This window comes from Pseudomonas oryzihabitans, assembly GCF_006384975.1.
In the GTDB taxonomy this organism is placed as follows: domain Bacteria; phylum Pseudomonadota; class Gammaproteobacteria; order Pseudomonadales; family Pseudomonadaceae; genus Chryseomonas; species Chryseomonas psychrotolerans_B.
On the sequence record NZ_CP021645.1, the window covers coordinates 1,356,331 to 1,382,938 of the forward strand.

23 protein-coding genes are annotated in these 26,608 nt (G+C 66.3%); 8 read left to right on the forward strand and 15 right to left on the reverse strand.

Translation table 11 applies throughout. The features are described 5' to 3' along the window. Window positions 1–10: 10 nt before the first annotated feature. The 10 genes from CCZ28_RS05925 to edd all read right to left on the reverse strand — a co-directional run bounded on the left by CCZ28_RS05925 (window position 11) and on the right by edd (window position 11,989). Complete coding sequence (locus CCZ28_RS05925) at window positions 11–1,222, reverse strand: AGE family epimerase/isomerase (RefSeq protein WP_140216765.1); 1,212 nt, start codon at window positions 1,220–1,222, stop codon at window positions 11–13. 40 nt (window positions 1,223–1,262) lie between these two features. Beyond that, the gene (locus CCZ28_RS05930) at window positions 1,263–2,168 is read right to left on the reverse strand and encodes a carbohydrate kinase family protein (protein WP_140216767.1); all 906 of its coding nucleotides are present in this window, start codon (window positions 2,166–2,168) and stop codon (window positions 1,263–1,265) included. 129 nt (window positions 2,169–2,297) lie between these two features. Next, complete coding sequence (locus tag CCZ28_RS05935; protein WP_140216769.1) at window positions 2,298–3,398, reverse strand: ABC transporter ATP-binding protein; 1,101 nt, start codon at window positions 3,396–3,398, stop codon at window positions 2,298–2,300. Window positions 3,399–3,409: 11 nt separating this feature from the next. After that, entirely contained in the window at window positions 3,410–4,240 is an 831-nt protein-coding gene (locus CCZ28_RS05940; protein WP_140216771.1) for a carbohydrate ABC transporter permease, read from the reverse strand. Beyond that, window positions 4,233–5,150: a carbohydrate ABC transporter permease gene (locus CCZ28_RS05945; RefSeq protein ID WP_140216772.1), complete on the reverse strand. Its 918-nt coding sequence runs from the start codon at window positions 5,148–5,150 to the stop codon at window positions 4,233–4,235. The genes CCZ28_RS05940 and CCZ28_RS05945 overlap by 8 nt, the downstream gene beginning before the upstream one ends. A 178-nt stretch (window positions 5,151–5,328) precedes the next feature. Further along, a complete protein-coding gene (locus CCZ28_RS05950; protein WP_140216774.1) occupies window positions 5,329–6,591 on the reverse strand; it encodes an ABC transporter substrate-binding protein in 1,263 nt (420 codons plus the stop codon). Between the two features lie 120 nt (window positions 6,592–6,711). Next, window positions 6,712–8,160, reverse strand: coding sequence for an ATP-binding protein (locus tag CCZ28_RS05955; RefSeq protein ID WP_140216776.1), 1,449 nt, complete (start codon window positions 8,158–8,160; stop codon window positions 6,712–6,714). Beyond that, the gene (locus CCZ28_RS05960) at window positions 8,150–8,890 is read right to left on the reverse strand and encodes a response regulator (protein WP_140216778.1); all 741 of its coding nucleotides are present in this window, start codon (window positions 8,888–8,890) and stop codon (window positions 8,150–8,152) included. Before CCZ28_RS05960 ends, CCZ28_RS05955 begins: the two co-directional genes overlap by 11 nt. A 295-nt stretch (window positions 8,891–9,185) precedes the next feature. Beyond that, complete coding sequence (locus CCZ28_RS05965; RefSeq protein ID WP_140216779.1) at window positions 9,186–10,163, reverse strand: glucokinase; 978 nt, start codon at window positions 10,161–10,163, stop codon at window positions 9,186–9,188. Further along, window positions 10,160–11,989: a phosphogluconate dehydratase gene (gene edd, locus CCZ28_RS05970; RefSeq protein ID WP_140216781.1), complete on the reverse strand. Its 1,830-nt coding sequence runs from the start codon at window positions 11,987–11,989 to the stop codon at window positions 10,160–10,162. Before edd ends, CCZ28_RS05965 begins: the two co-directional genes overlap by 4 nt. Window positions 11,990–12,123: 134 nt before the next feature. Between edd and gap the strand changes: the two genes are divergently transcribed. Beyond that, a complete protein-coding gene (gap, locus tag CCZ28_RS05975; RefSeq protein ID WP_140216783.1) occupies window positions 12,124–13,128 on the forward strand; it encodes a type I glyceraldehyde-3-phosphate dehydrogenase in 1,005 nt (334 codons plus the stop codon). Window positions 13,129–13,420: 292 nt separating this feature from the next. Here gap and scpB read toward each other — a convergent pair whose 3' ends face one another. Further along, window positions 13,421–14,164, reverse strand: a complete 744-nt coding sequence (gene scpB / locus CCZ28_RS05980) for an SMC-Scp complex subunit ScpB (protein WP_058783486.1) — start codon at window positions 14,162–14,164, stop codon at window positions 13,421–13,423. A gap of 134 nt (window positions 14,165–14,298) precedes the next feature. On the opposite strand from scpB, the gene CCZ28_RS05985 reads away from it, so the two are divergent. Next, the gene (locus CCZ28_RS05985) at window positions 14,299–15,285 is read left to right on the forward strand and encodes a GlxA family transcriptional regulator (RefSeq protein ID WP_140216785.1); all 987 of its coding nucleotides are present in this window, start codon (window positions 14,299–14,301) and stop codon (window positions 15,283–15,285) included. A gap of 26 nt (window positions 15,286–15,311) precedes the next feature. Next, window positions 15,312–15,506, forward strand: a complete 195-nt coding sequence (locus CCZ28_RS05990; protein WP_346764007.1) for a DUF1272 domain-containing protein — start codon at window positions 15,312–15,314, stop codon at window positions 15,504–15,506. 190 nt (window positions 15,507–15,696) lie between these two features. On the opposite strand, the gene CCZ28_RS05995 is transcribed toward CCZ28_RS05990, so the two are convergent. After that, the gene (locus CCZ28_RS05995; protein WP_140216789.1) at window positions 15,697–16,608 is read right to left on the reverse strand and encodes a bestrophin family protein; all 912 of its coding nucleotides are present in this window, start codon (window positions 16,606–16,608) and stop codon (window positions 15,697–15,699) included. Window positions 16,609–16,828: 220 nt separating this feature from the next. On the opposite strand from CCZ28_RS05995, the gene CCZ28_RS06000 reads away from it, so the two are divergent. Continuing rightward, on the forward strand, window positions 16,829–18,175 hold the full coding sequence (locus CCZ28_RS06000) for an 8-oxoguanine deaminase (protein ID WP_140216791.1): 1,347 nt from the start codon (window positions 16,829–16,831) through the stop codon (window positions 18,173–18,175). Here the strand turns inward: CCZ28_RS06000 and CCZ28_RS06005 are convergent. Genes CCZ28_RS06005 through CCZ28_RS06015 form a run of 3 tightly spaced genes read right to left on the reverse strand, consistent with a single transcriptional unit; the run spans window position 18,172 to window position 20,623 of the window. Beyond that, window positions 18,172–18,693: a chromate transporter gene (locus CCZ28_RS06005; protein WP_140216793.1), complete on the reverse strand. Its 522-nt coding sequence runs from the start codon at window positions 18,691–18,693 to the stop codon at window positions 18,172–18,174. The two genes, CCZ28_RS06000 and CCZ28_RS06005, sit on opposite strands and share 4 nt — an antisense overlap. Continuing rightward, window positions 18,690–19,241, reverse strand: a complete 552-nt coding sequence (locus tag CCZ28_RS06010) for a chromate transporter (protein WP_140216795.1) — start codon at window positions 19,239–19,241, stop codon at window positions 18,690–18,692. The genes CCZ28_RS06005 and CCZ28_RS06010 overlap by 4 nt, the downstream gene beginning before the upstream one ends. 14 nt (window positions 19,242–19,255) lie before the next feature. Further along, the gene (locus CCZ28_RS06015; protein WP_140216796.1) at window positions 19,256–20,623 is read right to left on the reverse strand and encodes a GntT/GntP/DsdX family permease; all 1,368 of its coding nucleotides are present in this window, start codon (window positions 20,621–20,623) and stop codon (window positions 19,256–19,258) included. 404 nt (window positions 20,624–21,027) lie between these two features. On the opposite strand from CCZ28_RS06015, the gene CCZ28_RS06020 reads away from it, so the two are divergent. From CCZ28_RS06020 to CCZ28_RS06035, 4 genes are all read left to right on the forward strand, one after another. Continuing rightward, window positions 21,028–21,663 (forward strand): cyclodeaminase/cyclohydrolase family protein, encoded by a 636-nt coding sequence (locus tag CCZ28_RS06020; protein ID WP_140216798.1) that lies wholly within the window; start codon window positions 21,028–21,030, stop codon window positions 21,661–21,663. 6 nt (window positions 21,664–21,669) lie between these two features. Then, a complete protein-coding gene (locus CCZ28_RS06025; RefSeq protein ID WP_140216800.1) occupies window positions 21,670–22,938 on the forward strand; it encodes a DUF2254 domain-containing protein in 1,269 nt (422 codons plus the stop codon). An 84-nt stretch (window positions 22,939–23,022) separates the two neighbouring features. Further along, on the forward strand, window positions 23,023–24,738 hold the full coding sequence (locus CCZ28_RS06030) for an amidase (RefSeq protein WP_140216802.1): 1,716 nt from the start codon (window positions 23,023–23,025) through the stop codon (window positions 24,736–24,738). Between the two features lie 510 nt (window positions 24,739–25,248). Then, window positions 25,249–26,586 carry an NAD(P)/FAD-dependent oxidoreductase gene (locus tag CCZ28_RS06035; protein WP_140216803.1) on the forward strand — a complete coding sequence of 446 codons (1,338 nt, stop codon included), beginning with the start codon at window positions 25,249–25,251 and terminating at the stop codon, window positions 26,584–26,586. Window positions 26,587–26,608: the final 22 nt, after the last annotated feature.

The window sequence follows — 26,608 nt, forward strand, 5'->3', positions numbered from 1 at the left end:
TCTCTAATACTTACGGCAGGACGTTGAGGACTTCGTAACAGGCACCCATGGTGTGGTAGTCGACCTTGCCGGCCGGACTCTTGTCGTCGGAGTACTTGTGGTTCCGACGGTCGAGCAGGCGCCACCACGCGCCGTGCTCGTGATCGATGAAATGCTCCCAGCTGTAGCGCCAGAGCGCTTCATAGTGTTGCCAGTAACGGTCGTCGCCGCTGCGGTCGGCCAGCAGCGCCGCGGCGGCCAGGGCCTCGGCCTGGACCCAGAAGTACTTGTCCGGATCGCAGGGCGAGCCATCCGGGGCGAAGCCGTAGTAGAGACCGCCGTGCTCGGCGTCCCAGCTCAGGCGCCAGGAGATGTCGAACAGCGCCTTGGCCCGCGGCAGCAGCCAGGGCTGGGGGCGATGGCGTTCGAGTATCAGCAGCAGCTTGGCCCATTCGATCTGGTGCCCCGGCTGGAACCCCCAGGGGCGGAACAGGTTGGCCGGGTCGTCGCGGTTGTAGTCCCAGTCGATGGACCAGTCGCTGTGGTAGTGCTCCCAGATCAGGCCGCCGGGGACCTGATCGGCCACCCCACCCTGCCCCTGGGTCAGCGCTGCCTGGCGCTGGGTCATGTTGCGCGCCAGGGTCTCGGCGCGATCCAGGTAGCGCACCTCGCCGCTGGCCTCGAAGGCGGCCAGCAGAGCTTCACAGGCGTGCATGTTGGCGTTCTGGCCGCGGTACGGCGAGACGGTCTGCCAGTCGGCGCTGATCTCGTCGACATAGAGGCCATCGGCTTCGCGCCAGAAATGAGTTTCCAGGGATTCCCAGGCTTCGCAGAGCCAGCCACGTGCCTCTTCGATACCCGCCTGGAGACCGTGGGCATAGGCCAACACCACGAAGGCCAGGCCGTAGCAATGGTTGGTGCCATCCACCACGGTGTCGCCATCGAGCAGCCAGGCATAGCCGCCGTTGGCCTGGCGATGCCGCTCGCGCAGGTATCTCAGGCCATGGCGGGTCGCGTCGAGAAAGGCCGGATCGCCATAGTGCCGATAGGCCATGGCGAAATCGAAGACGAAGCGGGTGCTGGAGACCAGATGGCGGGTCTGGCGGTCGTAGATCGTGCCGTCGTCCTTGAAGAAGTGATAGAAGCCGCCTTGCGGATCGACACAGCGGGGGTGATAGAACGCCAGCGTCTGGCGGACGTGCTCCAGCAGGGTGTCGCGACGACGAAAATCGGGGAAGTCCATCGGGTTTCCTTGGCGGCTATTGTTGTTGTGAGAAAGCGCTCTAGTGGGGGCTCACCTGCAGCAGGGCTTCGACGTCGGCCCGGGTCGGTGCATAGGCGCCAGCGTGGCGGCAGGACACGGAGGCGCTGGCGGCGGCGAATCTCAGGCGCTGCTGCAGATCGGTCAGACCCAAGAGGCCCGAGGCCAGCCAGCCGGCCATGCTGGCGTCGCCCGCCCCCACGGTGTCGATCACGTCCACGGCGATGGCGGCTTGCTGCCATTCACCGTCCGGGGTGTAGAGCACCAGGCCGTGTTCGCCGCGGGTGAAGAGGATGCGGGCCTGGGGATTGAGGGCGCGCAGTTCGTCCAGCGCGGCGCGCTCGTCCAGACCGGGATAGATCTGGCGGATGTCCTCGTCGGACAGTTTGATGTCGTCGGCCAGGCGCACCAGCTCGGGAAAGGTCTGCTGGCGATAGCGGTCGTCCATCAGGTTACGCCAGTTGGGATCGTAGCTCAGCCGCTTGCCGGCGGCCTTGGCCTGGCGCGCCAGGTCCAGCAGGGTGTCGGCCAGCGGATAGCGGGCCAGACTGATGCAGCTGAAATGACAGACTTCGGCGGCGTCCAGCCAGCCCGCGGGCAGCAGCGCCGGATCGAATTTCAGGTCGGCTTCACCGGCGAAGAAATAGCGCGGTGGACGACTGGACGGCACGATGGCCACCAGGGGATCGGCGGCGACGCGCTGTAAAAAGCGCCCGTCGAGCCCGGCGGTTTCCGATTGCCAGGCGATCTCGTCGCCCAGGCCGTCCTGGCTGATGGCGCCACCGAAGGCGCTTTCGACGCCGAGCCGGGCCAGCCCACGGGCCACATTCCAGGGGGCGCCGCCCGGGTAACCGCGCCATTCGCCAGGATTGCCCTGGACGATGTCGGTAAGGGCTTCGCCAAAGACCACGACTCGGGGTAGTGCCATTCTTGTTCTCCTGTCTGTCACGGCGGCCAGGGGGGCGTCCCCAGGCCTCTGGTAGGGCCGCGACCCGACGTCAGGCGCGGCGGCGGGCGGACCTTACCATTGCTGTAACGTTTCAGCCATGAGCCACGTTCAAGAAAGTCGTCGACCACTCGCCGGGTCGAACAATACCGCCCGTCGCGGATCTATGCGCCAGAGCACCTGGTCGCCGGCGCGAGGGGCTTCGCCCGGCGCCACGCGGCAGCATACCTTGGTGCCGTTCCACTCCGCGTACAACAGGGTATCCGGCCCGGTCGGCTCGACCACCTGGACCCGCGTCAGGATGCCTGGCACGGTGTTGTCCGCCGGGTGCGCAGACTGGATCTGTTCCGGGCGCACTCCAAGGATAGCCTCTCGGCCAGCCAGTGCCGGATCGAGTTCCGGCAATTCCACCTGGCTGTCACCGGTGTCGCCGGTCACCCGGGCGACCACCCTGCCCTCGCGGGCTTCCAGGCGCACCGGCACGAAATTCATCGGCGGCGAGCCGATGAAGCTGGCGACGAAGAGATTGGCCGGATCGTTATAGATCTCCTCGGGAGTGCCGAATTGCTGCACCTCGCCGTCCTTCATCACCGCCACCCGGTCGCCCAGGGTCATGGCTTCGATCTGGTCGTGGGTGACATAGACGGTGGTGGTCTGCAGCCGCTGGTGCATCAGCTTGATCTCGGTACGCATCTCCACCCGCAGCTTGGCATCGAGGTTGGAGAGCGGCTCGTCGAACAGATAGAGCTTGGGCCGCCGGGCCAGGGCGCGGCCCATGGCGACGCGCTGCTGCTGGCCGCCGGAGAGTTGCGCCGGCTTGCGCTCCAGCAAATGCTCGATCTGCAGGAGCTTGCTGACCCGCGCCACCTCGGCGTCGATCTGCTCCTTGGGCGTCTTGCGGATCTTCAGGCCGAAGGCGATGTTCTCGCGCACGGTCATGGTCGGGTAGAGGGCGTAGGACTGGAACACCATGGCGATGTCTCTGTCCTTGGGCTCGACCTGGGTAACGTCCTCGCCATCGAGGCAAATGGCGCCGCTGCTGATGTCTTCGAGGCCGGCGATGGCGTTCATGAGGGTGGACTTGCCGCAGCCGGAAGGCCCGACCAGGATGAGGAACTGGCCGGCGTCGATGCGGATGTCGATGCCCTTGAGGGCTTCCTGGGCGGCGTTGCCGTAGGTCTTGCGTACGCTTTTGAGTTCGAGAGCTGCCATGGTGGCCTTCCTTATCCTTTGACCACGCCCGAGGTCAGGCCCCGGACGAAATATTTACCCGCGAAGATGTAGACCAGCAGGGTCGGCAGCGCGGCGATCATGGCGGCGGCCATGTCGACGTTGTATTCCTTGGCACCGGTGCTGGTGTTGACCAGGTTGTTCAGGGCCACGGTGATGGGCTGCGACGAGCCGCTGGCGAACACCACGCCGAACAGGAAGTCGTTCCACACCTGGGTGAACTGCCAGATCAGGCTGACCATGACGATGGGCGTGGACAGCGGCAGCAGGATCTTGAAGAAGATGGTGAAGAAACCCGCGCCGTCCAGCCGCGCCGCCTTGATCAGGGCATCGGGGATACCGACGTAGTAGTTGCGGAAGAACAGCGTGGTGAAGGCCAGGCCATAGATCACGTGCACCAGCACCAGGCCGGCGGTGGTGTTGGCCAGGCCCAGCTGGCCGAGGGTGAAGGACATCGGCAGCAGGATCACCTGGAAGGGAATGAAGCAGCCGAATAGCAACAGACTGAACAGCAGGTTCGAGCCGCGGAACTGCCACTTCGACAGGGCGTAGCCGTTGAGCGCGCCGATGAAGGTGGAGATCAGCACCGCCGGGACGGTGATCAGGAAGGAGTTCCAGAAGTAGCTGTGCACCACGTCCCAGGCCTTGAGCCAGCCGATCACCGTCCAGTCCAGCGGCAGGCTCAGCAGGTTGCCGGTGCGGACATCGTCCGGGGTCTTGAAGCTGGTCAGCAGCATCACCAGCAGCGGTACCAGATAGACCGCGCAGGCGATGATCAGGGTGGCGTGGATGGCCACGCGATTGACGTTCAGAGCCTTAGCCATTTCGCTTGCTCCGCAATTCCGAGTAGAGATAGGGCACCAGCACCGCCAGCACCGCGCCGAGCATCAACACGGCACTTGCCGAACCAAGGCCCATTTGGCCGCGGGTGAAGGTGTGCTGGTACATGAACACCGCCGGCAGATCCGAGGCGTAGCCGGGCCCGCCCGCGGTCATGGCCATGACCAGGTCGAAGCTCTTGATGGCGATGTGGGCCAGGATCATCACCGCGCTGAAGAACACCGGCCGCAGGCTGGGCAGGACGATGCGCAGGTAGATGGTCGGCAGCCCTGCCCCGTCGACCTGGGCAGCCCTCAGGATGGACGAGTCCACTCCGCGCAGTCCGGCGAGGAACATGGCCATGACGAAGCCCGAAGCCTGCCAGAGGGCGGCGATCAGCAGGCAGTAGATGACCCGGTCGGGGTCCACCAGCCAGTCGAAGCGAAAGCCCTCCCAGCCCCAGTCGCGCAGCAGCTTGTCCAGGCCCAGGCCGGGGTTGAGCAACCACTTCCAGGCGGTGCCGGTGACGATCATCGACAGCGCCATGGGGTAGAGATAAATGGTGCGGATGAAGCCCTCGCGGCGGATGCGCTGGTCCAGCAGGATGGCGAAGAAGACGCCGATGGCCAGGCTCAGCAGGATGAACAGGCCGCCGAAGATCGCCAGGTTCTTGCAGGCCACCAGCCAGCGATCGTTCTCCAGCAGCCGGGCGTACTGGGCGAAGCCGGCGAAGTTGTAGCTGGGCAGGAAGCGCGAATTGGTGAAGGAGATCACCGCCGTCCACAGCATGTAGCCGTAGAGGCAGACGACCATGGCGATGGCCGTGGGCGCCAGTACCAGCTTGGGCAGCAGGCGCTGCAGCCGGTCCGGCCGTCGACTGACGGCTACGGTGGGAAGGGTTTCGGTAAGAGCCATGAGGCACTCCCAGGGGTGGTATTATCTAGAGACCAGGTATCAGGTTGATCGCGGCGATGGCGGGCCGTCGTAGGTTGGGTTGAGCGCAGCGCAGCCCAACATTGCCTCGGGGCCGGCAATGTTGGGCTTCGACGATGGAGCCGTCTTAACCCAACCTACGGTTTAGCCGCGACCGGCCTTACTTCGCAGCCTGGATGGCGGCGACCAGTTGCTCGGTGGCCTTCTTCGGATCGGCGTTGGCGTCGTTGAAGAAGTTGGTCACCACATCGAAGATGGCGCCCTGCACGTAGCTGGTATTGGCCATGCTGTGGGCCATGCTCGGTTCGGCCTTGCCGTCGGCGTTGGCGGCCTGGAAGTCCTTGGCGGACTGCTGGGCGCAGCTGTCGAACTTGGCGAGGTCGATGTCGTTACGCACCGGGATGGAGCCCTTGTTGAGGTTGAACACCTCCTGGAAGGGGTTGTCGATGACGGTGCGCACCAGGTCGTCCTGGGCCTTCTGGTTGTCCTTGTTCTTGAGCTTGAACATGGCCAGGGAGTCGATGTTGTAGATGAAATCGCCCTGGGTGCCCGGCATCACCACACACTCGTAGTCGACACCCGGCTTCTTGCCAGCCGCGGCGAATTCGGCCTTGGCCCAGTCGCCCATGATCTGCATGCCCGCCTTGCCCTCGATGACCATGGCGGTGGCCAGGTTCCAGTCGCGGCCGGCGGCGTTGGGATCGACATAGCCCTTGACGCGCTTGAAGGTCTTGAACACCTCGACCATCTGGTCGCTGCGGATGGTGTCGGCATCGGTCTGCACGAAGACCTTGTCATAGCCTTCCGGGCCCATGATCGCCATGACCAGGGATTCGAAGATGGTGCCGTCCTGCCAGTTCTGGCCGCCGTGGGCCAGGGGCACGACGCCGGCAGCCTTGAGCTTGTCGGCGGCTTCGAAGAATTCGTCCAGGTTGGTGGGGACCTTGGCGCCGGCCTTCTTGAACACGGCGGGGTTGATCCACAGCCAGTTGATGCGATGGATACCGGCGGGAACGGCGACGTACTCGCCTTCATGTTGCATGGTCTGGGCCACGCGCTTGGGCAGGATGCCGTCCCAGTTGCCTTGCTTGGCGATGTCGCTGATGTCGGCCAGGAAGCCCATGCTGGCCCACTCCTGGATATCCGGCCCCTTGAGCTGGGCGGCCGAAGGCGGATTGCCGGAGACGGCGCGGGTCTTGAGCACGGTCATGGCGGCTTCACCGGCACCACCGGCCACGGCGAAGTCCTTCCAGGTATCGCCCTGCTTCTGCATCAGCTGCTTGAGCACATCGACGGCGCGGGCCTCGCCACCGGAGGTCCACCAGTGCAAGACCTCGACCTCACCGGCATGGGCGGTCAGCGGGACAACGACGGTAGCGCAGGCGAGAGAAACGGCGAGAGCGAGACGATTCAACGCATTCATGGGGGTCGTTCCTTGTTGTTTTTATCGGAGCTGGCCCGAGTCTAGTCAGACGACTGCGTTTTTGGGTAACGAAGGGAAAGAGATTTGTCACGACTTTGTGACATAAGGTCGGACTAAATACTAGGCACGCGGCAGAGTCAGGGTAACCCTCAGGCCCCCTTCGCGACGATTGCGCAGCTCCACCTCGCCACCGTGGGCATGGGCCAGGTTACGCGCGATGCCCAGGCCCAGTCCGTAGCCGTGCCGATCGGTAGCCAGCCGCACATGGGGCTGGAAGACCTGCTCCAGCTCCTGTTCCGGCACGCCTGGCCCCTCGTCGTCGACGTGCAGGACGAAGGTATGGCCGTCGTCTTCCACCTGCAGGTGGGCGCGATAGCCATACTTGAGGGCGTTGTCCAGCAGATTGCCGATGCATCGCTTGAGCGCCAGCGGCTTGCCCAGCAGGCTGCCCCGGACCTCGCCGGTGAGGCTCACCCGTGGCGGCTGCTCCTGGGTGAAGGGTTCCACCAGCTGCATCAGCAGCGCCTGCAGATCCACCGGCTCCAGGTTTTCGTGGATGTCGGTGTCCTTCACGCATTGCAGGGCGCCCTTGACCAGCAGGTCCAGCTCGTCCAGGTCGCGCACCAGCTTGGCCTGCATCACTTCGTCGTCCACCAGTTCGGCACGCAGGCGCAGGCGGGTGATGGGGGTACGCAGGTCATGGGAGATGGCGCTGAACAGTTGCGCGCGTTCGTCGAGATAGCGAGCGATGCGTTCGCGCATGGCATTGAAGGCGCGGGTGACCTCGCGGATTTCCTGGGCACCCTCCTCCCGTACCGGCGGCGTATGGACCTCCAGCGACAGCTCCCGTGCGGCCCGCGACAGCCGCTTGAGCGGGCGACTCTGCCAGCGGATCAGCAGGCCGATGAACAGCAGCAGGAAGGCGCTGCTGAAGATCATGAACAACAGCTGCTGCAGCGGCAGCCAGGATTCGTCGAGGCTGTAGTAAGGCGCCGGCATCAGGGTCGCCAGATACACCCACTCCCCTTCGCCGATGCGGATCTGGGTAACCAGTACCGGCGGCTCCAGAGGCTCCAGACTCAGGGCGTAGTGGGCCCAGGAACGCGGCAGCTCGTCGAGCGCCACGGCGCCGTTGAACAACCGCAGCTGTTGCGGAGCGATGAATTCCACGTACATGGGCATGGTGGCGCCCAGGCGTTCACGCAGCACCGCCTCGACTTCCCGGAGCACCGCCCGCCGTCCCGGGGTCGCGGGCAGCGCCTGCATGGTCAGCGGCTTTTCGTTAAGCGAGACGAAGAAGCGGGTGCCACCCATGTTGCGCAGTTGCTCCAGCACCAGCGGCCGGTAGGCCGGTGGCAGCAGGCTGAAATAGCGCACGCTGGCGGCGATGGAGTAGCCCAGGCTGCGGGCGGCGGTCTGCAGGCCCTGGTTGCGATCACTGCGCAGGGAGGCGGACCAGAACAGCGCCGAGGCGCCCTGGGCCAGCAGCACCGCCAGCAGGGTCAGCAGCAGCATGCGCGCGAGCAGCGAACGTGGCACCAGCCGTGCGCAGGGACCGCTAGACCGCATCGGCGACCAGTCCACTGACCTCGGCGGCCAGCAGATAGCCGGAGCCGCGTACAGTGCGGATCAGGCGCGGCGACTTGCCAGTATCGCGTAACCGCTGCCGCAGGCGACTCACCGCCATGTCGACGATGCGCTCCAGGGGCAAGACTTCGCGCCCACGGGTGGCATTGGCGATGGTGTCGCGGTCAAGGATCTGCTGGGGATGATCGAGAAACAGCTTGAGCAGGGTGAAGTCGGCGCCGGAGAGAATCACCTCCTCGCCATCGCGATGGAACAGGCGGTGGCTGATCGGATCCAGCCGCCACTCATCGAAGGTCAGCAGACCGCTCGCGGCCGGACGGCTCTCACCGAAGCCGGCACGACGCAGCAGCGCCTTGATGCGCGCCAGCAGCTCGCGTGGACTGAAGGGCTTGCCCAGGTAATCGTCGGCCCCGAGTTCCAGGCCGATGACTCGGTCGGCCTCGTCGGAGCTGGCGGTGAGCATGATGATGGGCACCTGGCGACAGGCGGATTGTTCACGCATCCAGCGGCAGAGGGCGAAGCCGTCTTCACCGGGCAGCATGACATCGAGGATCAGCAGGTCGGGCACGAAGTCGCCCAGGGCACGGCGCAGCTCGCGGCCATCGCCGACGGCGCGCACCTGGTAGCCGGCGCGGGTGAGATAGGTGTCGAGAAGTTCACGGATCTCCCCATCGTCGTCGACGATCAGGAGGGATTTGCCCAGGGTGGACATGGCGATGTTCGCTCTTGTTGTCTTTTGGCCAGTGGCCAGCCACCGGTGATTGCCGGCAGCATACCGGGGCCGGGCGACCTTGAGTAGTCGCCCGGCCCCGGGTGGATCAGAGCCTGTTCAAAGGCTCGCGAGCTAGAGCCAAACAAGGCCTAGGCGGCCCCGCAAAAATAGCTGAGGAAGCGGATCGGACCCGCGCTCGGGTTTACGAGTGGTAAATGAGCATTCCGACCGGGCTGGCGACCCAGGCCATTTTTAACGCAGTTTGGCCGACGCGCAGCAGACTTTGAACAGGCTCTTAGACCTGCCGTGCTTCGGCGATGGTCTGATCCAGGGCGACGCCGGCACCGAACAGGCCCGGGTACTCGGCCGTCACCAGCCAGGCCGGGATGTCCTTCAGGTAGGCGCTGCTGGTCTTGCCCTTGTCGGCGAAGGCATGGGCGAAGGCCCCGCTCTGGAAGCGCTCGACGAAGCGCGGCAGGATGCCCCCGGCGATGTAGACGCCACCCAGGGCGCCCAAGGTCAGGGCGGCGTTGCCGGCGACCCGTGCCAGCCAGATGAAGAACTGCTCCAGCACCGCGTCAGCGTAGGGATCGCCCTTGAGCGCCAGCTCGCAGATGTCCGCCGCGCTGTGCAGGGCGGCGGTACGGCCGTCCAGTTCGCAGCTGGCGTGATAGAGGTTGACCAGGCCACTGCCGGACACCACGCGCTCGGCGGAGACGTGGTTGCCGAACTGGCGCTTGAGGATCTTCCAGATATCGAATTCGCGCTGGGTGTTGATCGGCAGGTCGACGTGACCGCCTTCACTGGGCAGCACGATCCAGCGATCCTTGCCACTCGGCACCAGGCTCGCGACGCCCAGACCGGTACCGGGACCTATCACCAGGCGGGTCCGGGTCGGCAGCGCGACACCGTCACGCACCTGGACGCAATCCGCCGGATCCAGGCGGGCCACGGCCCAGGCCATGGAGGTGAAGTCGTTGATCAGCAGCAGATGGGTCAGGCCCAGTTGCTGGCAGAACTGCTCGCGCTTGATCACCCAGTGATTGTTGGTGAAGCGGAAGTCGCCCTCGCCTACCGGACCGGCACAGGCCAGGCACACGGCGGTGATGTCGTCCAGGGCTACCCCGGTTTGCGCCAGGTACTTGCGCACCGCGTCTTCCGGACAGGCGTAATCCGCACAGGCGAAGACCTCGATGGCCTCCAGGCGACCGTCGCGCCACAAAGCGAAGCGGGCATTCGTGCCCCCGATGTCGCCAACCAAAGCCAAACTCATTTCAGCGCCTCCAGGCTGGAAGTAAATGCACTGGCACCCGATTCTGCCGTGCTCATGGCGCCGCGCATGAAGGCGAACAACTCACGACCACAACCCACCCCGGTGCCCTGGGGCGCTTCGACCGCCTGACGCGCCGTCCATTCGTCCGCCGCGACCAGAATCTTCAGTTCGCCGGTACGACCGTCGACCCGAATGAGATCGCCGTCACAGACCTTGGCCAGCGGACCGCCATCGATGGCTTCCGGGCAGACGTGGATGGCCGCCGGAACCTTGCCCGAGGCGCCGGACATGCGCCCGTCGGTGACCAGCGCCACCTTGAAACCGCGATCCTGCAGCACACCCATGTAAGGAGTGAGCTTGTGCAATTCGGGCATGCCCAGCGCCTTGGGCCCCTGGAAGCGTACCACTGCCACGAAATCGCGCTCCAGCTCGCCGGCCTTGAAGGCCTCCGCCAACTCGCTCTGGTCGTGGAAGACCCGCGCCGGCGCTTCCACCAGCTGGTGCTGGGGCGCCACCGCCGACACCTTCATCACGCCACGACCGAGGTTGCCGTGCATGACGCGCAGACCGCCCTCTTCGTTGAACGGCCGGCTGGCCGGACGCAGGATGTCTTCGTCCAGGCTCTCGGCGCGCCCGGTGCGCCATTCCAGCTTGCCATCCACCAGGAAGGGTTCCTGCAGGTAGCGCGACAGGCCATGGCCCATGATGGTGTTGACGTCTTCATGCAACAGCCCGGCTTCGAGCAGGGTGTGGATCATGAAGTTGACGCCGCCGGCGGCATGGAAGTGGTTCACGTCGGCCTTGCCGTTGGGATAGACCTGGGCCAGGGTCGGGGTCACTGCCGAGATGTCGGCCATGTCGTCCCAGGTCAGCTGGATGCCGGCGGCCTGGGCGATGGCCGGGATGTGCAGGGTGTGGTTGGTCGAGCCACCGGTGGCACTCAGGGCTACCACCGAGTTGACGATGGCCTTCTCGTCGACGATCTGGCCCAGCGGCATGAAGTTGCCACCTTGCTGGGTGATGCGAGTCACCTGGCGCGCGGCTTCGCGGGTGAGTTCGTCGCGCAGCGGGGTGTAGGGATTGACGAAGGAGGAGCCCGGCAGGTGCAGGCCCATGACTTCCATCACCACCTGGTTGGTGTTGGCGGTGCCATAGAAGGTGCAGGTGCCCGGGCTGTGGTAGGACTTCATCTCCGACTCCAGCAGCTCTTCGCGGGTGGCCTTGCCCTCGGCGAAGGCCTGGCGGACGCGGGCCTTTTCCTTGTTCGAGATGCCCGAGAGCATGGGGCCGCCCGGAACGAAGATCATCGGCAGGTGACCGAAGCGCAGGGCGCCGATCATCAGGCCAGGAATGATCTTGTCGCAGATGCCGAGCAGCAGAGCGGCATCGAACATGTTGTGCGACAGGGCCACCGCGGTGGACATGGCGATGACCTCGCGGCTCGCTAGGCTCAGCTCCATGCCGGCCTCGCCCTGGGTCACACCGTCGCACATGGCGGGTACGCCACCAGCGAACTGACCGATGGAGCCGATCTCGCGCAAGGCCTGCTTGATGATCTCGGGATAGTGTTCGTAGGGCTGGTGAGCCGACAACATGTCGTTGTAGCTGGAAACGATGGCGACGTTGGCCTGGTCCATCAAACGGAGACGCTGCTTGTCCGTCGACGAGCCGCAACCGGCGACACCATGGGCGAAGTTGGCACACTGCAGCTTGCCGCGCTGAGGGCCGTCGCTGGCGGCAGCCTGGATCATGGCGAGGTACCGCTCACGGGTCGGACGACTGCGCTCTACCAACCGCTGTGTGACTTCGAGGACGCGAGGATGCATGGTTTCGATTCTCCACCAGGCTAAATTTGTTGTTATTTAAAACATTCACCGAATTTGGCGCTATTATTCACGGCAGCAAGCGTCGTGTGTAATGTTTTTTACAACAAAACCCAGCTATCGCGAGGTTTCTCTCAATGAGTATTCGTATTGCCATCAACGGTTTTGGTCGCATCGGCCGCAACGTACTGCGGGCGTTGTACACCGAAGGCTACCGGCAGGACCTGGAGGTCGTCGCCATCAACGACCTCGGCGACGCCGCCATCAACGCCCATCTCCTACAGTATGACAGCGTCCATGACCGTTTCCCGGCCGAAGTGTCCGTCGAGGGCGACAAGCTGGTGGTCAACGGTGATCGCATCGCCGTCACCGCCATCCGCAACCCGGCCGAACTGCCTTGGAAGGACCTGAAAGTCGACGTGGTGTTCGAGTGCACCGGCCTCTTCACCAGCCGCGAGAAGGCCGCCGCCCACCTGAGCGCCGGCGCCTCCAAGGTGATCATCTCCGCACCTGGTCAGAACGTGGACGCCACCATCGTCTATGGCGTCAACGACAACATCCTGCGCCAGTCGCACCAGATCATCTCCAACGCCTCCTGCACCACCAACTGCCTGGCGCCGGTCGCCCAGGTGCTGCAGCGCGAGCTGGGTATCGAGAATGGCCTGATGACCACCATCCATGCCTACACCAACGACCAGAACCTGTCGGACGTCTACCACACCGACCCCTTCCGCGCGCGTTCGGCCACCCAGTCGATGATCCCCACCAAGACCGGCGCCGCCGAAGCCGTTGGCCTGGTGCTGCCGGAGCTGCAGGGCAAGTTCAGCGGCATGGCCGTACGGGTCCCGACCATCAACGTGTCGCTGGTCGACCTGACCATCCAGACCGCCAAGGAAACTGACGCCAAGACCATCAACGCCTTCATGAAGGCCGCCGCCGAAGCTTCGCCGGTGCTGGGCTATAACGACAAGCCGCTGGTCTCCATCGACTTCAACCACAACCGCCTGTCGTCGATCTTCGACGCCAACCACACCAAGGTGAGCGGCAAGCTGGTGAAGATCATGGCCTGGTACGACAACGAGTGGGGCTTCTCCAACCGTATGCTCGACACCTGCAAAGCGCTGGTCAACGCGCCGGCCTGAGGTTGCTAGGTCGTGCAGAAAAAGCGCCTTCGGGCGCTTTTTTCGTTTTGGTGGGAATGTTGGGCTTCGCTGCGTTCAACCCAATCTACGGGAGTACGGAGAGATAGAGAGCCGTAACGTGGAAAACGGCGCAGCCTTTTCCGCTTGGGCATTCACCGTGAAGCGTGCCCTCTCCCCAACCCTCTCCCCGAGGGAGAGGGGGCTGTCCGAGCGAGGGGTCGTCCCCCGGCGGGAAAGGGGCGGTTCAGCGTGTAGGTTGGGTTGAGCGCAGCGAAGCCCAACAGGCCTCAACTCAAACCTCGTCTTCCTCGTCCACCGCCTGGCGCAGGTCGTCGAAGTCGGTCTTGAGGCCGGTCTCCATGGCGTCCAGCTCGGTGAGCAAGGTGCGAAAGCTGGTGCGCTCGGGGATGACCAGGGCGCCCTCTGCTTCCTCCGCGCCTCCGACTTCCAGGGCCGCCAGGCTCAATTCCGGGTCCTCCAGCACCGAGGCCGGCTCGGGTTCCAGCTGGCGGACCTCGGCCAAGGGCGGCAGTTGGTCGAGGCTGCGCAGGTCGAAGTAGTCGAGGAAGGTCTTGGTGGTGGCGAACATGGCCGGTCGACCGGGAACGTCGCGATAGCCGACCACGCGGATCCAGTCGCGCTCCAGCAGTGTCTTGACGATCTGGCTGTTGACCGCCACGCCGCGCACCTCCTCGATCTCGCCGCGGGTGATGGGCTGGCGATAGGCGATCAGCGCCAGGGTCTCCAGCATGGCGCGGGAATAGCGCGGCGGGCGCTCCTCCCACAGCCGGCCGACCCAGGGCGCGTATTTTTCGCGCACCTGCAGGCGGTAGCCGGAGGCCACCTCCTTGAGTTCGAAGCCGCGCTTGCGACAGGAGCCGCCGAGCACGGCGAGGCCGGCGCGCAGGTGGGCGGGCTCGGGGCGTTCGTACTCGTCGAAGAGTTCGGCCAGGCGCTCAAGGGTGAGCGGGCGGCCGGCGGCGAGCAGGATGGCTTCCAGCAGCGGCGCCAGTTGCTTGGGATCGGTGTAATTCATGGGCGGCGATGATAAGGCCGGGCGCGGGCGACGCCAAATCGGAGCTGCCAGGGCTGGCCAGATCCGTGGGGTCTTTGACCTTGTCGCCAGACAGGGGCAAAGGCATGCTCGGTGCATCGCCAAGGAGAGCCCTCATGCCCCTCATCGCCGCCCTGCTCTACCCCGACGTCATGAGCCTGGACGTCACCGGCCCGCTGCAGGTGTTCGCCTCGGCCAATCTGGAGCGCGAGCGGCAGGGCCTGCCGCCGCACTACGAGCTGCGCCTACTGGGCGCCGCCGAGGGCCTGGTGCGGACCTCGGCCGGCATCGGCATCCAGGCGGAACAGGGCTGGTACGACCTGGATCTTGAGCAGGTGGATACCCTGCTGATCCCCGGCGGCGTGGGGATCGGCGCCCTGCGCCAGGACTCCGGCCTGCTGGCCTGGCTGCGCGACCTGGAGCCGCGGATACGTCGCCTGGGCTCGGTCTGCTCCGGTGCCTTGCTGCTGGCCAGCGCCGGCCTGCTGGATGGTCGGCGCGCCACCACCCACTGGGCCTACGTGGAAGAACTCGCTGCCTTCCCCGCCATCGAGGTCCAAGGCGACCGGCTGCACACTTATGATCCGCTGGGGCGTGATGGCGATCCCCATGTGTTCACTTCGGCGGGTGTCACCGCCGGTATCGACCTGGCACTGGCGCTGGTCGAGGCGGATCTGGGTCGGTCGCTGGCCTTGGCGGTGGCGCGGCGTCTGGTGATGTTCCTGCGGCGTCCCGGTGGTCAGGCGCAATTCAGCGCCTGCCTCGCGCCCGACCCGGGGCGGACGCCACGGCTGGCCGCCCTGCTCGACTGGATTCCCGGTCATTTGGGCGAAGACCTCGGCCTGGAGCGCCTGGCCGAACGGGCCCACATGGCACCGCGCACCCTGTCGCGGCTCTTCAGCCGCGAGGTGGGCATGGGGCCGGGCCGCTATGTCGAACAGGTTCGCCTGGAAACCGCACGCGTCCTGCTGCAGGACGGCCAGGCCTCCATCGCCACGGTCGCTCGCCTGTGCGGCTTCGGCCATCCGGAGAATCTGCGGCGCACCTTCCACAAGCACCTGGCGGTGAGCCCCCAGGACTACGCGGCGCGCTTTGGCGCCTGATTCGAGGAGTGACGACCATGCTGGAGATGCGTACGTCCTGTGAGCACTGCGCCTTGGAGTTGCCGGCCGATAGCGAGGGCGCGGTGATCTGCTCTTATGAGTGCACCTTTTGTACTGACTGCGCCCAGGGGCCTTTGCAGGGGCATTGTCCGAATTGCCAGGGCGAGTTGGTAAGACGGCCACGGCGGGTGGCTAAGGGACTGTCGGATACGGACCATTGAAAGCAAGCGCGGCCATGGCTCTCCGCCGCTGTGACCACCGGGCTAATCGCGGCCATGGGCCACTCCTACAGTAATGCCTGAACCTGTAGGAGCAACTGTCTTTTCGCGGCCATGGGCCGCTCCTACAAAAGCATCATCCCCTGTAGGAGCGGCCCGTGGCCGCGATCACGTAACGCCGAATTACCGCCCCTCACCGCAACAACCCCGCCTCCGCCTTGATCGGCTCGGGCGTCGGCTCGCCCAGCAGATCCAGCACGGCGATCTCCAGGCCGCGACTGAGGGCATCCAGCGGCAGGTGGTTGGGTTGGGTGCCGAAGGGATCGGCGATCTGGTCACCCAGGGCGTCCAGGCCGAAGAAGGTGTAGGCCAGCACCAGCACGGCCAGCGGCGTGAACCAGCCCAGGCTATCCACCAGGCAGAACGGCAGCAGGAAGCAATAGACGTGCACCACCCGGTGCAGCATCAGGATGTAGGGATAGGGAATGGGCGTCTGGCGGATGCGTTCGCAACCGCTGAGCACCGTGGTCAGCCGGTTCAGTTGCCCATCGACATTGGCGATCAAGGGATCGCCCAGGCCTTCGCGTCGCGCGCAGGCGATCAGCTCGGTGCCGAGTCGGCGAATCAAGGCGCTGGGTCGATGCGGCGCCGCCAGCAGACTCTCTTCCCCTTGCAACAGCCGTTGCACATCGGCGGACGACGGCTCGCGCCGCAAGTGATCGCGCAGCGCATAGCCGAAGGCCAACAGCGGCGTGAGTAGCCGACGCCGCTCGACCGCGCTCAGGCCGGGCAGCAGGGTCTCGACCTGTCGCGCCAGGTTGCGCCCGGCGATCAGCAACTCACCCCAAAGGCCGCGTGCCTCCCAGAAGCGCTGGTAGGCGGTGGTGTTGCGAAAGCCGAGGAAGATCGCCAGGGTCAGGCCCCAGAGGGTCAGGGGTGTGGTGGTCAGGCCGAAGTCGAAGCTGAGGATGACGCCATGGCTCAGGGTCACCGCCAGGCTCAGCAGCACCACATAGAGCAGCTTGCGCCAGATGGCCTGGACGATGGAACCGCGTACCGCGAACAGCAGTTCCGGCAGCGAGGGATTCTGGGGACGGGTGATCATGGCAGGCCTGAAGCGGAGTAGAGACGCCATGCTGCGCCGGGTCGGGCTTCCCGCAAGGCTGGACGTCGGCAGCCAGCGCCAGGTCGCTTCTCTGGCCCACCAGCCGCCCTTGTCAATTGCCCGACCTCTCGCCTAATCTTTGCCGCGCGCGTGCGCCCCTGGATCAGCAGACAGGGCCTAACTGAGCTGGCTTCCCCTTCATCCACCAAGAGGAGCCGCCATGTCGCGCCTGTGGATCCAGAACCCCCTCGCCGTTTTCACCGCCAATGACCAGGACGCCCGCGGCGGGCTGGTCGTCGACCAGGGCCTCATCACCGAACTGGTGCCGGCGGGCGGCCAGCCCCGCCAACCGGTCGCCACCACCCTCGATTCCCGCGAGCTCGTGCTGCTGCCCGGGTTGATCAATACCCACCACCACTTCTACCAGACCCTCACCCGCGCCTGGGCGCCGGTGGTCAACCAGCCGCTGTTTCCCTGGCTGCAACGGCTCTATCCGGTCTGGGCACGGCTGACCGCCGATCAGTTGCACCTGGCCACCCAGGTGGCGCTGGCCGAATTGCTGCTCTCGGGCTGCACCACCGCGGCCGATCATCACTATCTCTTTCCCGATGGCCTGGAACAGGCCATCGACGTCCAGGTTGCAGCCGCCGCCGATCTTGGTTTGCGGGTGCACCTGACGCGTGGCTCCATGAGCCTGGGCGAGGCTGAGGGTGGCTTGCCACCGCAGTCCACGGTGCAGCCGCCGGAGTTGATCCTGGCCGACAGCGAGCGCCTGGTCGCACGCCATCACCAACGCGGCGCCGGCGCCCGGGTGCAGATCGCCCTGGCACCCTGCTCGCCCTTCTCCGTGACGCCCAGCATCATGCGCGAGAGCGCGGAGCTGGCCAGGCGGCTGGACGTGCGGCTGCATACTCACCTGGCCGAGACCCTGGACGAGGAAGCCTTCTGCCAACAGCGCTTCGGGATGCGCACGGTGGACTACCTGGAAAGCGTCGGCTGGCTCGGGCCGCGTACCTGGCTGGCCCATGGCATCCACTTCGACGCCGCCGAGATCGCCCGCCTGGGCGCCGCGGGCACCGGCATCTGCCACTGCCCCCACTCGAACATGCGCCTGGCGTCCGGCATCTGCCCAACCCTGGACCTGGAGGCGGCAGGTGCTCCCATCGGCCTGGGGGTGGACGGCTCGGCGTCGGGCGATGCCTCCAATCTGCTGCTGGAAGCCCGTCAGGCACTCTATCTGCAGCGCCTGCGCTATGGCGCCGAGCGCATCACGCCCGAATTGGCCCTGACGTGGGCCACCCGCGGCTCGGCACGACTGCTCGGACGCGACGACCTGGGCGAGTTGGCGGTGGGCAAGCAGGCCGACCTGGCCCTGTTCCGGCTGGACGAGCTGCGCTTTTCCGGTAGCCACGATCCGCTGGCCGCGCTGCTACTGTGCGGCGCCGATCGCGCGGACCGGGTGATGGTGGGCGGTCACTGGCGCGTCATCGACGGCTCCATCGTCGACCTGGATGTAGCGGCCCTGATCGCCCGCCATCGGCAGGCCGCGCGCCGCCTGGTGGCCTAACCGAACAGCACCCCAAGCAGAGCGCCACCCGCCAGCAACCAGAGCGGATGCCAGCGGGTGAGCAGCGAGCCCAGCGCCGCGGCGACCAGTACCAGCACCCACAGCGGCGTAGTGGCCACGCTCCCGCCGACCAACCAGGCGCTGGTGGCGACCAGGCCCACGGTGATCGGCACCAGGCCGGCCTGCAGATGGCGGCGCCAAGGCCGCTCCTCGAAGCGACGCCAGGCATGCAGCACCGCCATGACCAGAATCGACGAGGGAGCGAAGCAGGCAGCGGAGGTCACCAACAGGCCAGGCCAGCCGGCCACGTGCCAGCCGATCAGCGGCACGATCATCATGTTGGGGCCAGGGGCCGCCCGGGCCAGGGCGAACAGCGCGGCGAAATCGGCATCGCTCATCCAGCCGTGTACCGCCACCACCTGGCGCTGCATTTCCGGCAGTACTGAGTTGCCGCCGCCGAAAGCCAGCAAGGAAAACTGGGCGAAGATCAGCGCCAGGGTCAGCAGGGTACCGTTCATAGTCCCCACCGATAGCTGAGCAGCACGCTGAGTGGGGTGAGCAGCAGCATGGTCCAGAGCAGCGGCAGCTGGAGCAGCGCCAGGACGACGAAGACCAGCAGGGCAATGCCCAGGGCCAGCCAGCGCCCCCGCAGCGGCTTGAGCAAGGTGATCGCCATGGCTACCAGCAGGCCGGCCGCCGCGGCGGCCAGGCCGGCGAAGGCACGCCCTACCAGGGGATCATCGTGGTAGCGGTCATAGAGCACGCCCAAGCCGACCACCACCAGCGTCGGTCCGACCAGCAGGCCCGCGACCGCAGCCAGGGCGCCGCCGCAGCCGGCGAATCTCATGCCCACCGCCACCGACAGGTTGATGATGTTGCCGCCCGGCAGGAACTGGCAGAGGCTGAGCAATTCGGTGAATTCCTCGGCCGACAGCCAGCGCCGCTTCTCCACCAGATAGCGCCGCGCCAGGGGCAGCACCCCACCGAAGGCGGTGATGCCCAGGCTGAAGAAACCGAGAAAGAGATCGCGGCGGCGGGGACGACTCGGGGTGGGGGTGGCGTCCATCGGCGTGCCTCGTCCTATAGCCAGACTGACAACAATAGCGTGCCCGCCAGGCCGGTGAGAGAAACCAGGGTCTGCAACACCGACCAGACCCATAGCGTCTGCTTGAGCTCCAGGCCGAAGTACTCGCGCACCATCCAGAAACCAGCGTCATTGACGTGACAGAAGAACACCGAACCGGCGCCGATGGCCAGGGCGACCAGCGATGCCTGGGGACCGGCCAGCCCTGCCACCACCGGGGCCAGGATGCCGGCCGTGGTGGTGGTCGCCACCGTCGCCGAGCCGGTCGCCTGGCGCAGGGCCACGGCGATCAGCCAGGCCAGCAGGATGTAGGGCAGATGGGCGAGCTCGGCCACCTTGGCCACGGTGTGGCTGACGCCAGCATCGAGCAGCGTCTGCTTGAGGCCGCCGCCAGCGCCTATGGTGAGCAGCAAGGCGGCGATGGGCGCCAGGCTCTTGCGCAGCACCCCGCCTACCCGCTCGCGCGGCATGCCACTGCCCCAGCCGAGCAGCACGGTAGCTGCCAATACCGCGAGGCCCAGGGCGATCAGCGGCTCACCAAGAAATTTCAGCCCTTGCGCCAGACCACTGTGCGGATCGAGGGCGACCTTGGCGAAGGTGCTGCCCAGCATCAGCAGCACCGGCAGCAGGATGACCAGCAGTGACAGGCCGAAGCCCGGCTGGTGGGCACTGGGATCACGGGCGCTGAACAGTTCGCCCAATTCGGCCGGCGGCTGGATCACCATCCGCCGCGACAGCCAGCCGCCATAGAGCGGCCCGGCGAGGATCACCGCCGGCACGGCGATCGCGAAGCCCAGCAGCATGGTCAGCCCCAGATCGGCATGCAGCGCCGCCACCGCGATCAGTGGACCGGGATGCGGCGGCAACAGCGCATGCAGGGTGGTCATGCCGGCCAGCGCCGGAATGGCGATGCGCAACAGCGGCTGGCCGGAGCGCTGCGCCATCACGAAGATGATGGGCACCATCAGCACCAGCCCGACTTCGAAGAACAGCGGCAGGCCGATCACCATCGCCACCAGCGCCATCACCCAGGGCAGGCTGCGCCCCTTGCCCAGCCCCAGCAGGGTACTGGCGATGCGGTCGGCGGCGCCGGATTCGGCCATCAGCGCGCCGAGCATGGAGCCGAGGGCGATGATGATGCCGGCCTCGCCGAGAATCCCGCCCGCGCCCTTGCTGAAGGCCTTGGCCACCGCCTCGGCCGGCAGCCCGGCGCCCAGGCCGGCAATGAAGGTGCCGATGAGGATGGAGAGGAACGGCGGTAAGCGGGTGACGCCAATCAGGATGACGATGGCCAGAATGGCGGCCACACAGCAGAAGATCAGCCGGGTGTCATGGGCGACCCAGGCGAGCGCAGCGGGATCCACAGGCAACTCCTCTTGTAACTTATTATTTCAAAGTCACCATACCTGAAGCGGTCCCGATAGTACGGCTGGAATCGAAGTGCCACCTAAACAAATCCTGTCGCTTATTGCGCTTAGCTCGCGAACCTCAGCCGTTCCGTACGATCCTAGGCTCTGTACGAGCCTGTTCATAATCTCGCGAGCTAGAGCCAAACAAGGCCTAGGCGGCCCCACGAAAATGGCTGAGGAAGCGGAGTTTACGAGTGGTAAATGAGCATTCCGAAGCCATTTTCAACGCGGTTTGGCCGACGCGCAGCAGATTTTGAACAGGCTCTAAGAAGAGTCGCCGAGCGCCGGGACTTGTCGTGCGGCGTCCAATAGCGGTCGGTCGTGACCGAATCCCCTCCCTTTGCTAGCAGGCGGTTGGCATGAACGAAACCTTTACCCTTTGGCAGCAGACCCTCGCCCAATTCCGTGACGGGACCGGCTCCACCCTGCCCACGCCTGGCAGTGGCTCGGCGGCCACCGTGGCGGCGGTGCTGGGTATCGCGCTGGTCCTCAAGGGTTTGAAGATCAGCCAGCAACGGCAACCGGTGACCCGTCACGCCGAGTTGATCACCCTGGGCGAACGGCTGCAGGAAGCCTTGAGCACCTGCGCCGATGCCGATGTCCAGGCGTTCGCCAACTACCTGGAGGCGGATCGCCAGGCCAACGGTGCCGTCAGCGAGGAAGGCGAACGTCGCCAGCAGGCGCTCAATCTGGCCGCGGCGAACGCCATCCAGATTCCCATCGCCACGGCACAGCTGTGCCTGGAGGCCCTGGACCTCGCCGTCATCGCCACGCCGCTCACCGTCGAACCGCTGCGCAGCGATGCCCTGGCGGGCGGGCGGCTGCTGCATGGGGCCCTGGGCGCGGTGCTCACCACGGTCGATGCCGACCGCAACGGCCTGAAATCCGGCGATGCCCGCGAAGCCGCGCGGCAGATGCGCGACAAGCTCCAGCAGCAGGCCGATCAGCGACTCGCCCAGCTGCGCGCCACCCCCGTTCCCCAGACCATGGGTTGACCGCTTATGCTCGCACGCCTGGGCTGGGTCCTGCGGGGACTCCAGCGACGTCTCTGGTTTCGCGCCACGCTGTTCTCGGTCGCCGGAGTGGCGACCGCCCTGCTCGCCCTGCTGCTACGCGACCACATTCCGGCGAGCCTGCCGGCCAAGATCGGCGCCGATGCCGTCGACAAGATCCTCACCATCATCGCCAGCAGCATGCTGGCGGTGACCACCTTCTCCCTCAGCACCATGGTGACGGCCTACAACGCCGCCGCCAGCAGCGTGACGCCTCGCGCCTATCCGCTGCTGCTGGAAGACAGCACCACCCAGAATGCCCTGGCCACCTTTCTCGGCTCTTTCCTGTTCAGTCTGGTCGGCCTGATCGCCCTGAGCACCGGCCTCTATGGCGACAACGGCCGCGTGGTGCTCTTCGCTGTGACCCTGGTAGTCATCCTGCTGATCGTCTTCACCCTGCTGCGCTGGATCGACCATCTCTCGCGGCTCGGCCAACTGGATGCCACCAGCGACAGCATCGAGATGGCCGCCCAGCACAGCCTGGAGCGTTGGCTGGCCACTCCGCACCTGGGTGGCGTCGCCGCGCCGGTCGATGAGCCGGCTACGGGTCGCCCGCTGCTGGCCGACCGCACCGGCTACCTGCAACGAATCGACATGCCGTTGCTGGCAGACCTTTGCGGCGAACAGGGCCGCCTGCGCCTGGCCGCCCTGCCCGGGGCCTTCGTCGACCCGGCGCAGCCGCTGCTCTGGGTCGAGGGCCTGCCGCCCGAGCAGGACGACCGCCTGCGCGCCGCCTTCACCCTGGACGTCCACCGCCTGCACGATCAGGACCCCCGCTTCGGCCTCACCGTGCTGGGCGAGATCGCCACCGGCGCCCTGGTACCCTCGCGCAGCGACTCGGGCACTGCCATCGCCATCCTCGGTCGCGCCCAGCGGCTGCTGACCGTGCTCACCGAGCCCCGCGAGGCGGTCGACCCCCTGTATCCGCGGATCGAGGTGCCGGAGCTGTCACTGGACGATCTGTTCGACGACTTCTTCCTGCCGGTGGGCCGCGACGCCGCGCCGCTGGTGGAGGTGGGCATGCGCCTGCAGAAGGCCCTGGCGCGCCTGGCGGTACAGGGCGATGCGCAACTCAAACGCGAGTGCCTGCGCCACTCCCGGCTGGCGTTGGCCCGGGCCGAGGCGACGCTCGGCCAGGCCGAGGACCGCGCCATCCTCCAGCAACTGGCGGCGGACGTGGAACGCCTCTGCAAGCCGACCGACACCCGCGTGGTCTAGTCGACCTCGCTGGCCGCCCCGTGCCCAGCCTGCCCGGGGCGGCTATCATGACGCGCTAGAGGAATTCCCATACGGCGACTGCTCATGATCGAAGTAACCGAACGCTCCATTGCCGACTTGCGCGCCGCCCTGGAATCCGGCCAAGTCACGGCGGTACAACTGGTCGAAGCCTACCTGGCGCGCATCGACGCCTACGACGCGCCCGGTACGGCAACGGCGCTCAACGCCGTTGTGGTACGCAATCCCGAGGCGCTGGCCGAAGCCGCCGAGTCCGACCGCCGCCGCGCCCGCGGCGCAACCCTGGGCCCGCTGGACGGCATCCCCTACACCGCCAAGGACAGCTACCTGGTCAAGGGCCTCACCGCCGCCTCCGGCAGCCCGGCCTTCAAGGACCTGGTGGCCCAGCGCGACGCCTTCACCATCGAGCGCCTGCGCGCTGCCGGCGCCATCTGCCTGGGCAAGACCAATATGCCGCCCATGGCCAACGGCGGCATGCAGCGCGGCGTCTACGGGCGCGCCGAGAGCCCCTACAACGCCGCCTATCTCACCGCCCCCTTCGCTTCCGGCTCTTCCAACGGTGCCGGCACCGCCACCGCGGCCAGCTTCGCCGCCTTCGGCCTGGCCGAGGAAACCTGGTCCAGTGGTCGCGGCCCGGCGTCCAACAACGGTCTCTGCGCCTACACCCCTTCTCGGGGGGTCATCTCGGTGCGCGGCAACTGGCCGCTGACGCCGACCATGGACGTGGTGGTGCCCTATGCACGGACCATGGCCGACCTCCTGGAAGTGCTCGACGTGGTGGTGGCGGACGACCCCGATACCTCGGGCGACCTCTGGCGCCTGCAACCCTGGGTGCCACTGCCCAAAGCCTCGGCGGTGCGTCCGGCCCGCTACCAGGAGCTGGCCGTGGGTACCGGTGCCCTGGCCGGCAAGCGCCTCGGCGTGCCGCGCATGTTCATCAACCAGGACCCGGACGCCGGCACCAGCGACAACCCCGGCATCGGCGGCCCCACCGGCCAGCGCATCCACACCCGCGCGTCCGTCATCGCGCTCTGGGAGCAGGCCCGCGCCGCCCTGGAAGCGGCCGGTGCCACCGTGGTCGAGGTGGACTTCCCGCTGGTCTCCAACTGCGAAGGCGACCGCCCCGGCGCACCCACGGTGTTCAACCGCGGCATCGTCTCCAAGGAATTCCTCCACGACGAACTCTGGGACCTCTCCGCCTGGGGCTTCGATGCCTTCCTGCGCGATAACAACGACCCCAAGCTGAATCGCCTGGTCGACGTCGAAGGCGAACTGATCTTCCCCCACGAACCCGGCACCCTGCCCAACCGCGAAGGCGATCTTGCCGCCGGCATGGCCGAATACGTGCGCATGGCCGAACGCGGCCTCAAGTCCTGGGACCAGATCGCCACCCTCCCCGATGGCCTGCGCGGCCTGGAGCGCACCCGCCAGCTCGACCTGGAAGACTGGATGCAGGCCCTCGGCCTGGACGCCGTGCTCTTCCCCACCGTGGCCGACGTGGCCCCTGCCGACGCCGACATCAACCCCGCCTCCGCCGACATCGCCTGGAGCAACGGCATCTGGGTGGCCAACGGCAACCTCGCCATCCGCCACCTGGGCGTGCCCACCGTCACCGTGCCCATGGGCCTGATGGCCGACATCGGCATGCCGGTCGGCCTGACCTTCGCCGGTCGGGCCTATGACGACTCGAACCTGCTGCGGCTGGCGGCGGCCTATGAAGCGACCGGCTCGAAGCGGGTGGTACCGCCGCGGACGCCCCCTCTCGCCGACGTCGCACCCTGAGGCACGAAGCACAACGGGTGACCGCTAGGGCTGGAATCCGCTGCGCCGCAAGGGCGTGGCGGGTTCCAGCCCAGGATCTGCCGCTCGGCCTTCGCCGTGAACACCAGCGGGACACCGGCACTCCTGCGCTGCACCCGCTTCACTGCTGGGGCGACTCCTCAGACACCTGCTGGCAACGCGTCGGTGAGCGTCGACCGAACTGGACGGTTATCTCCCCAGCCCTTCCCGCCCGCTAGCTCCCCCGCACGCCAGGCGCTACTCGACAGCACTCGCGGCATACATGCTCTCCCACCTGCGACGCCCTCCCGCCCGGGAACTTCCATCGCCAGGTACAGGGCCCCGAAGCCCCGCCCCACTTCGCATCGACGACCAGATCGCTATTGACCTCTGCTGATACTTGAGCAGGCAAGTGCTGCCAAAGGGCATATTTCATTTGACCAGAATCGAAATTGAAAATAAATTATATGAAATTGATTTACTTATATCGCAAAGCGATACGAGGTAAGCAAATTGTACGATCCCTTGGTCAACCCCACTCCTGGTCGCGCTCAACCTCATTCGCCGTCCTACTGGGCGCAGACGGTCGCGACCGAGCCGCCTGATGACGGCGTGTGGGCAGGAGAGCGGGAGGTCGAGGTCGCCATCATCGGCGGCGGTTACACCGGATTGAGCTGCGCTCTACACCTGGCCAGGGACCATGGCGTCGAGGCTGTCGTCCTCGAAGCCAATCGCACGGCCTGGGGCTGCAGTGGACGCAACGGCAGCTTCGCGCGCATCTCCGGCGGCCGTGTCCCCCTGGGTGAACTCATCACGCGCTATGGCGAGGATCTGGCCCGGCGCTACTTCGAGGAGATGCGTGCCGGACTGGCCACCACCCGGGCGCTGATCGCCGAGGGCGACATCCAATGCGATGCACAACCGGACGGCGCCTTCAAAGTCGCCAGTAAGGCCAGCCACCTGGAGGCGCTACGGCGCGAAGAGCGGCTCTACCAGGATGTACTCAAGTACCCTGCCCGCTTCGTCACCGCCGAAGACATCCAATCGGTGCATGCCGGCGCCGAGTCCTTCGGAGCGCTCCATATGCCCGATGGCTTCAGCCTGCACCCGCTGAAACTGGCGTGGGGCATCCAGCGTCTCGCCCGTCAGGCGGGTGCCAGGGTGCATCCCGGTTCGCCAGTCACCGACTGGACCAGCCACCCGACCGGCCACCGCCTGGTGACACCCGGCGGCGTGGTCCGGGCGCGTCGAGTGGTGGTGGCCACCAATGGCTATACCTCACCGCAGTTGCATGGTGAATTGGCGGGCCGAATCCTGCCGGTGCATTCTCAGATCATCGTGACCCGGCCGCTCAGTGACGAGGAACGGCGGCTGAGCATTCCGGGCACCGAGTGCCTCTTCGATACCCGCAACCTGCTGTTCTACTACCGCCGCCTACCGGACAACCGCATCCTCTTCGGCGGGCGTAGCGCCGTAAACGGCCGCGACGCCGAGAATCCCCTGCATCGCGAGCGGCTGTTGGCAGCGCTGGTGCGCAAGTTCCCCGTTTTGAACGGCATCCGCGTCGACTACAACTGGGGCGGCTGGGTGGCGGTCTCCCATAGCTCGCTCCCCCACTGCTATCGGGTGCCGGGTCTGCAAGACGTCTTCGCCGGGGGCGGCTATGCCGGCAGTGGCGTGTCCTTCTCCCTACAGACCGGCAAGCGCCTGGCGCAGATGCTGGCCGGGGATGCCCAGCCCACCGCCGTGCCCTTCCTGCATCAAGCGCCCCAACGTTTTCCGCTGCAGCCCTTTCTACGCCTGGGTCAACGCCTGGCCTACGCCTGGTATCGCTTCAAGGACGCCGAGTGACCTCGTTTTCACCTGGGAGATA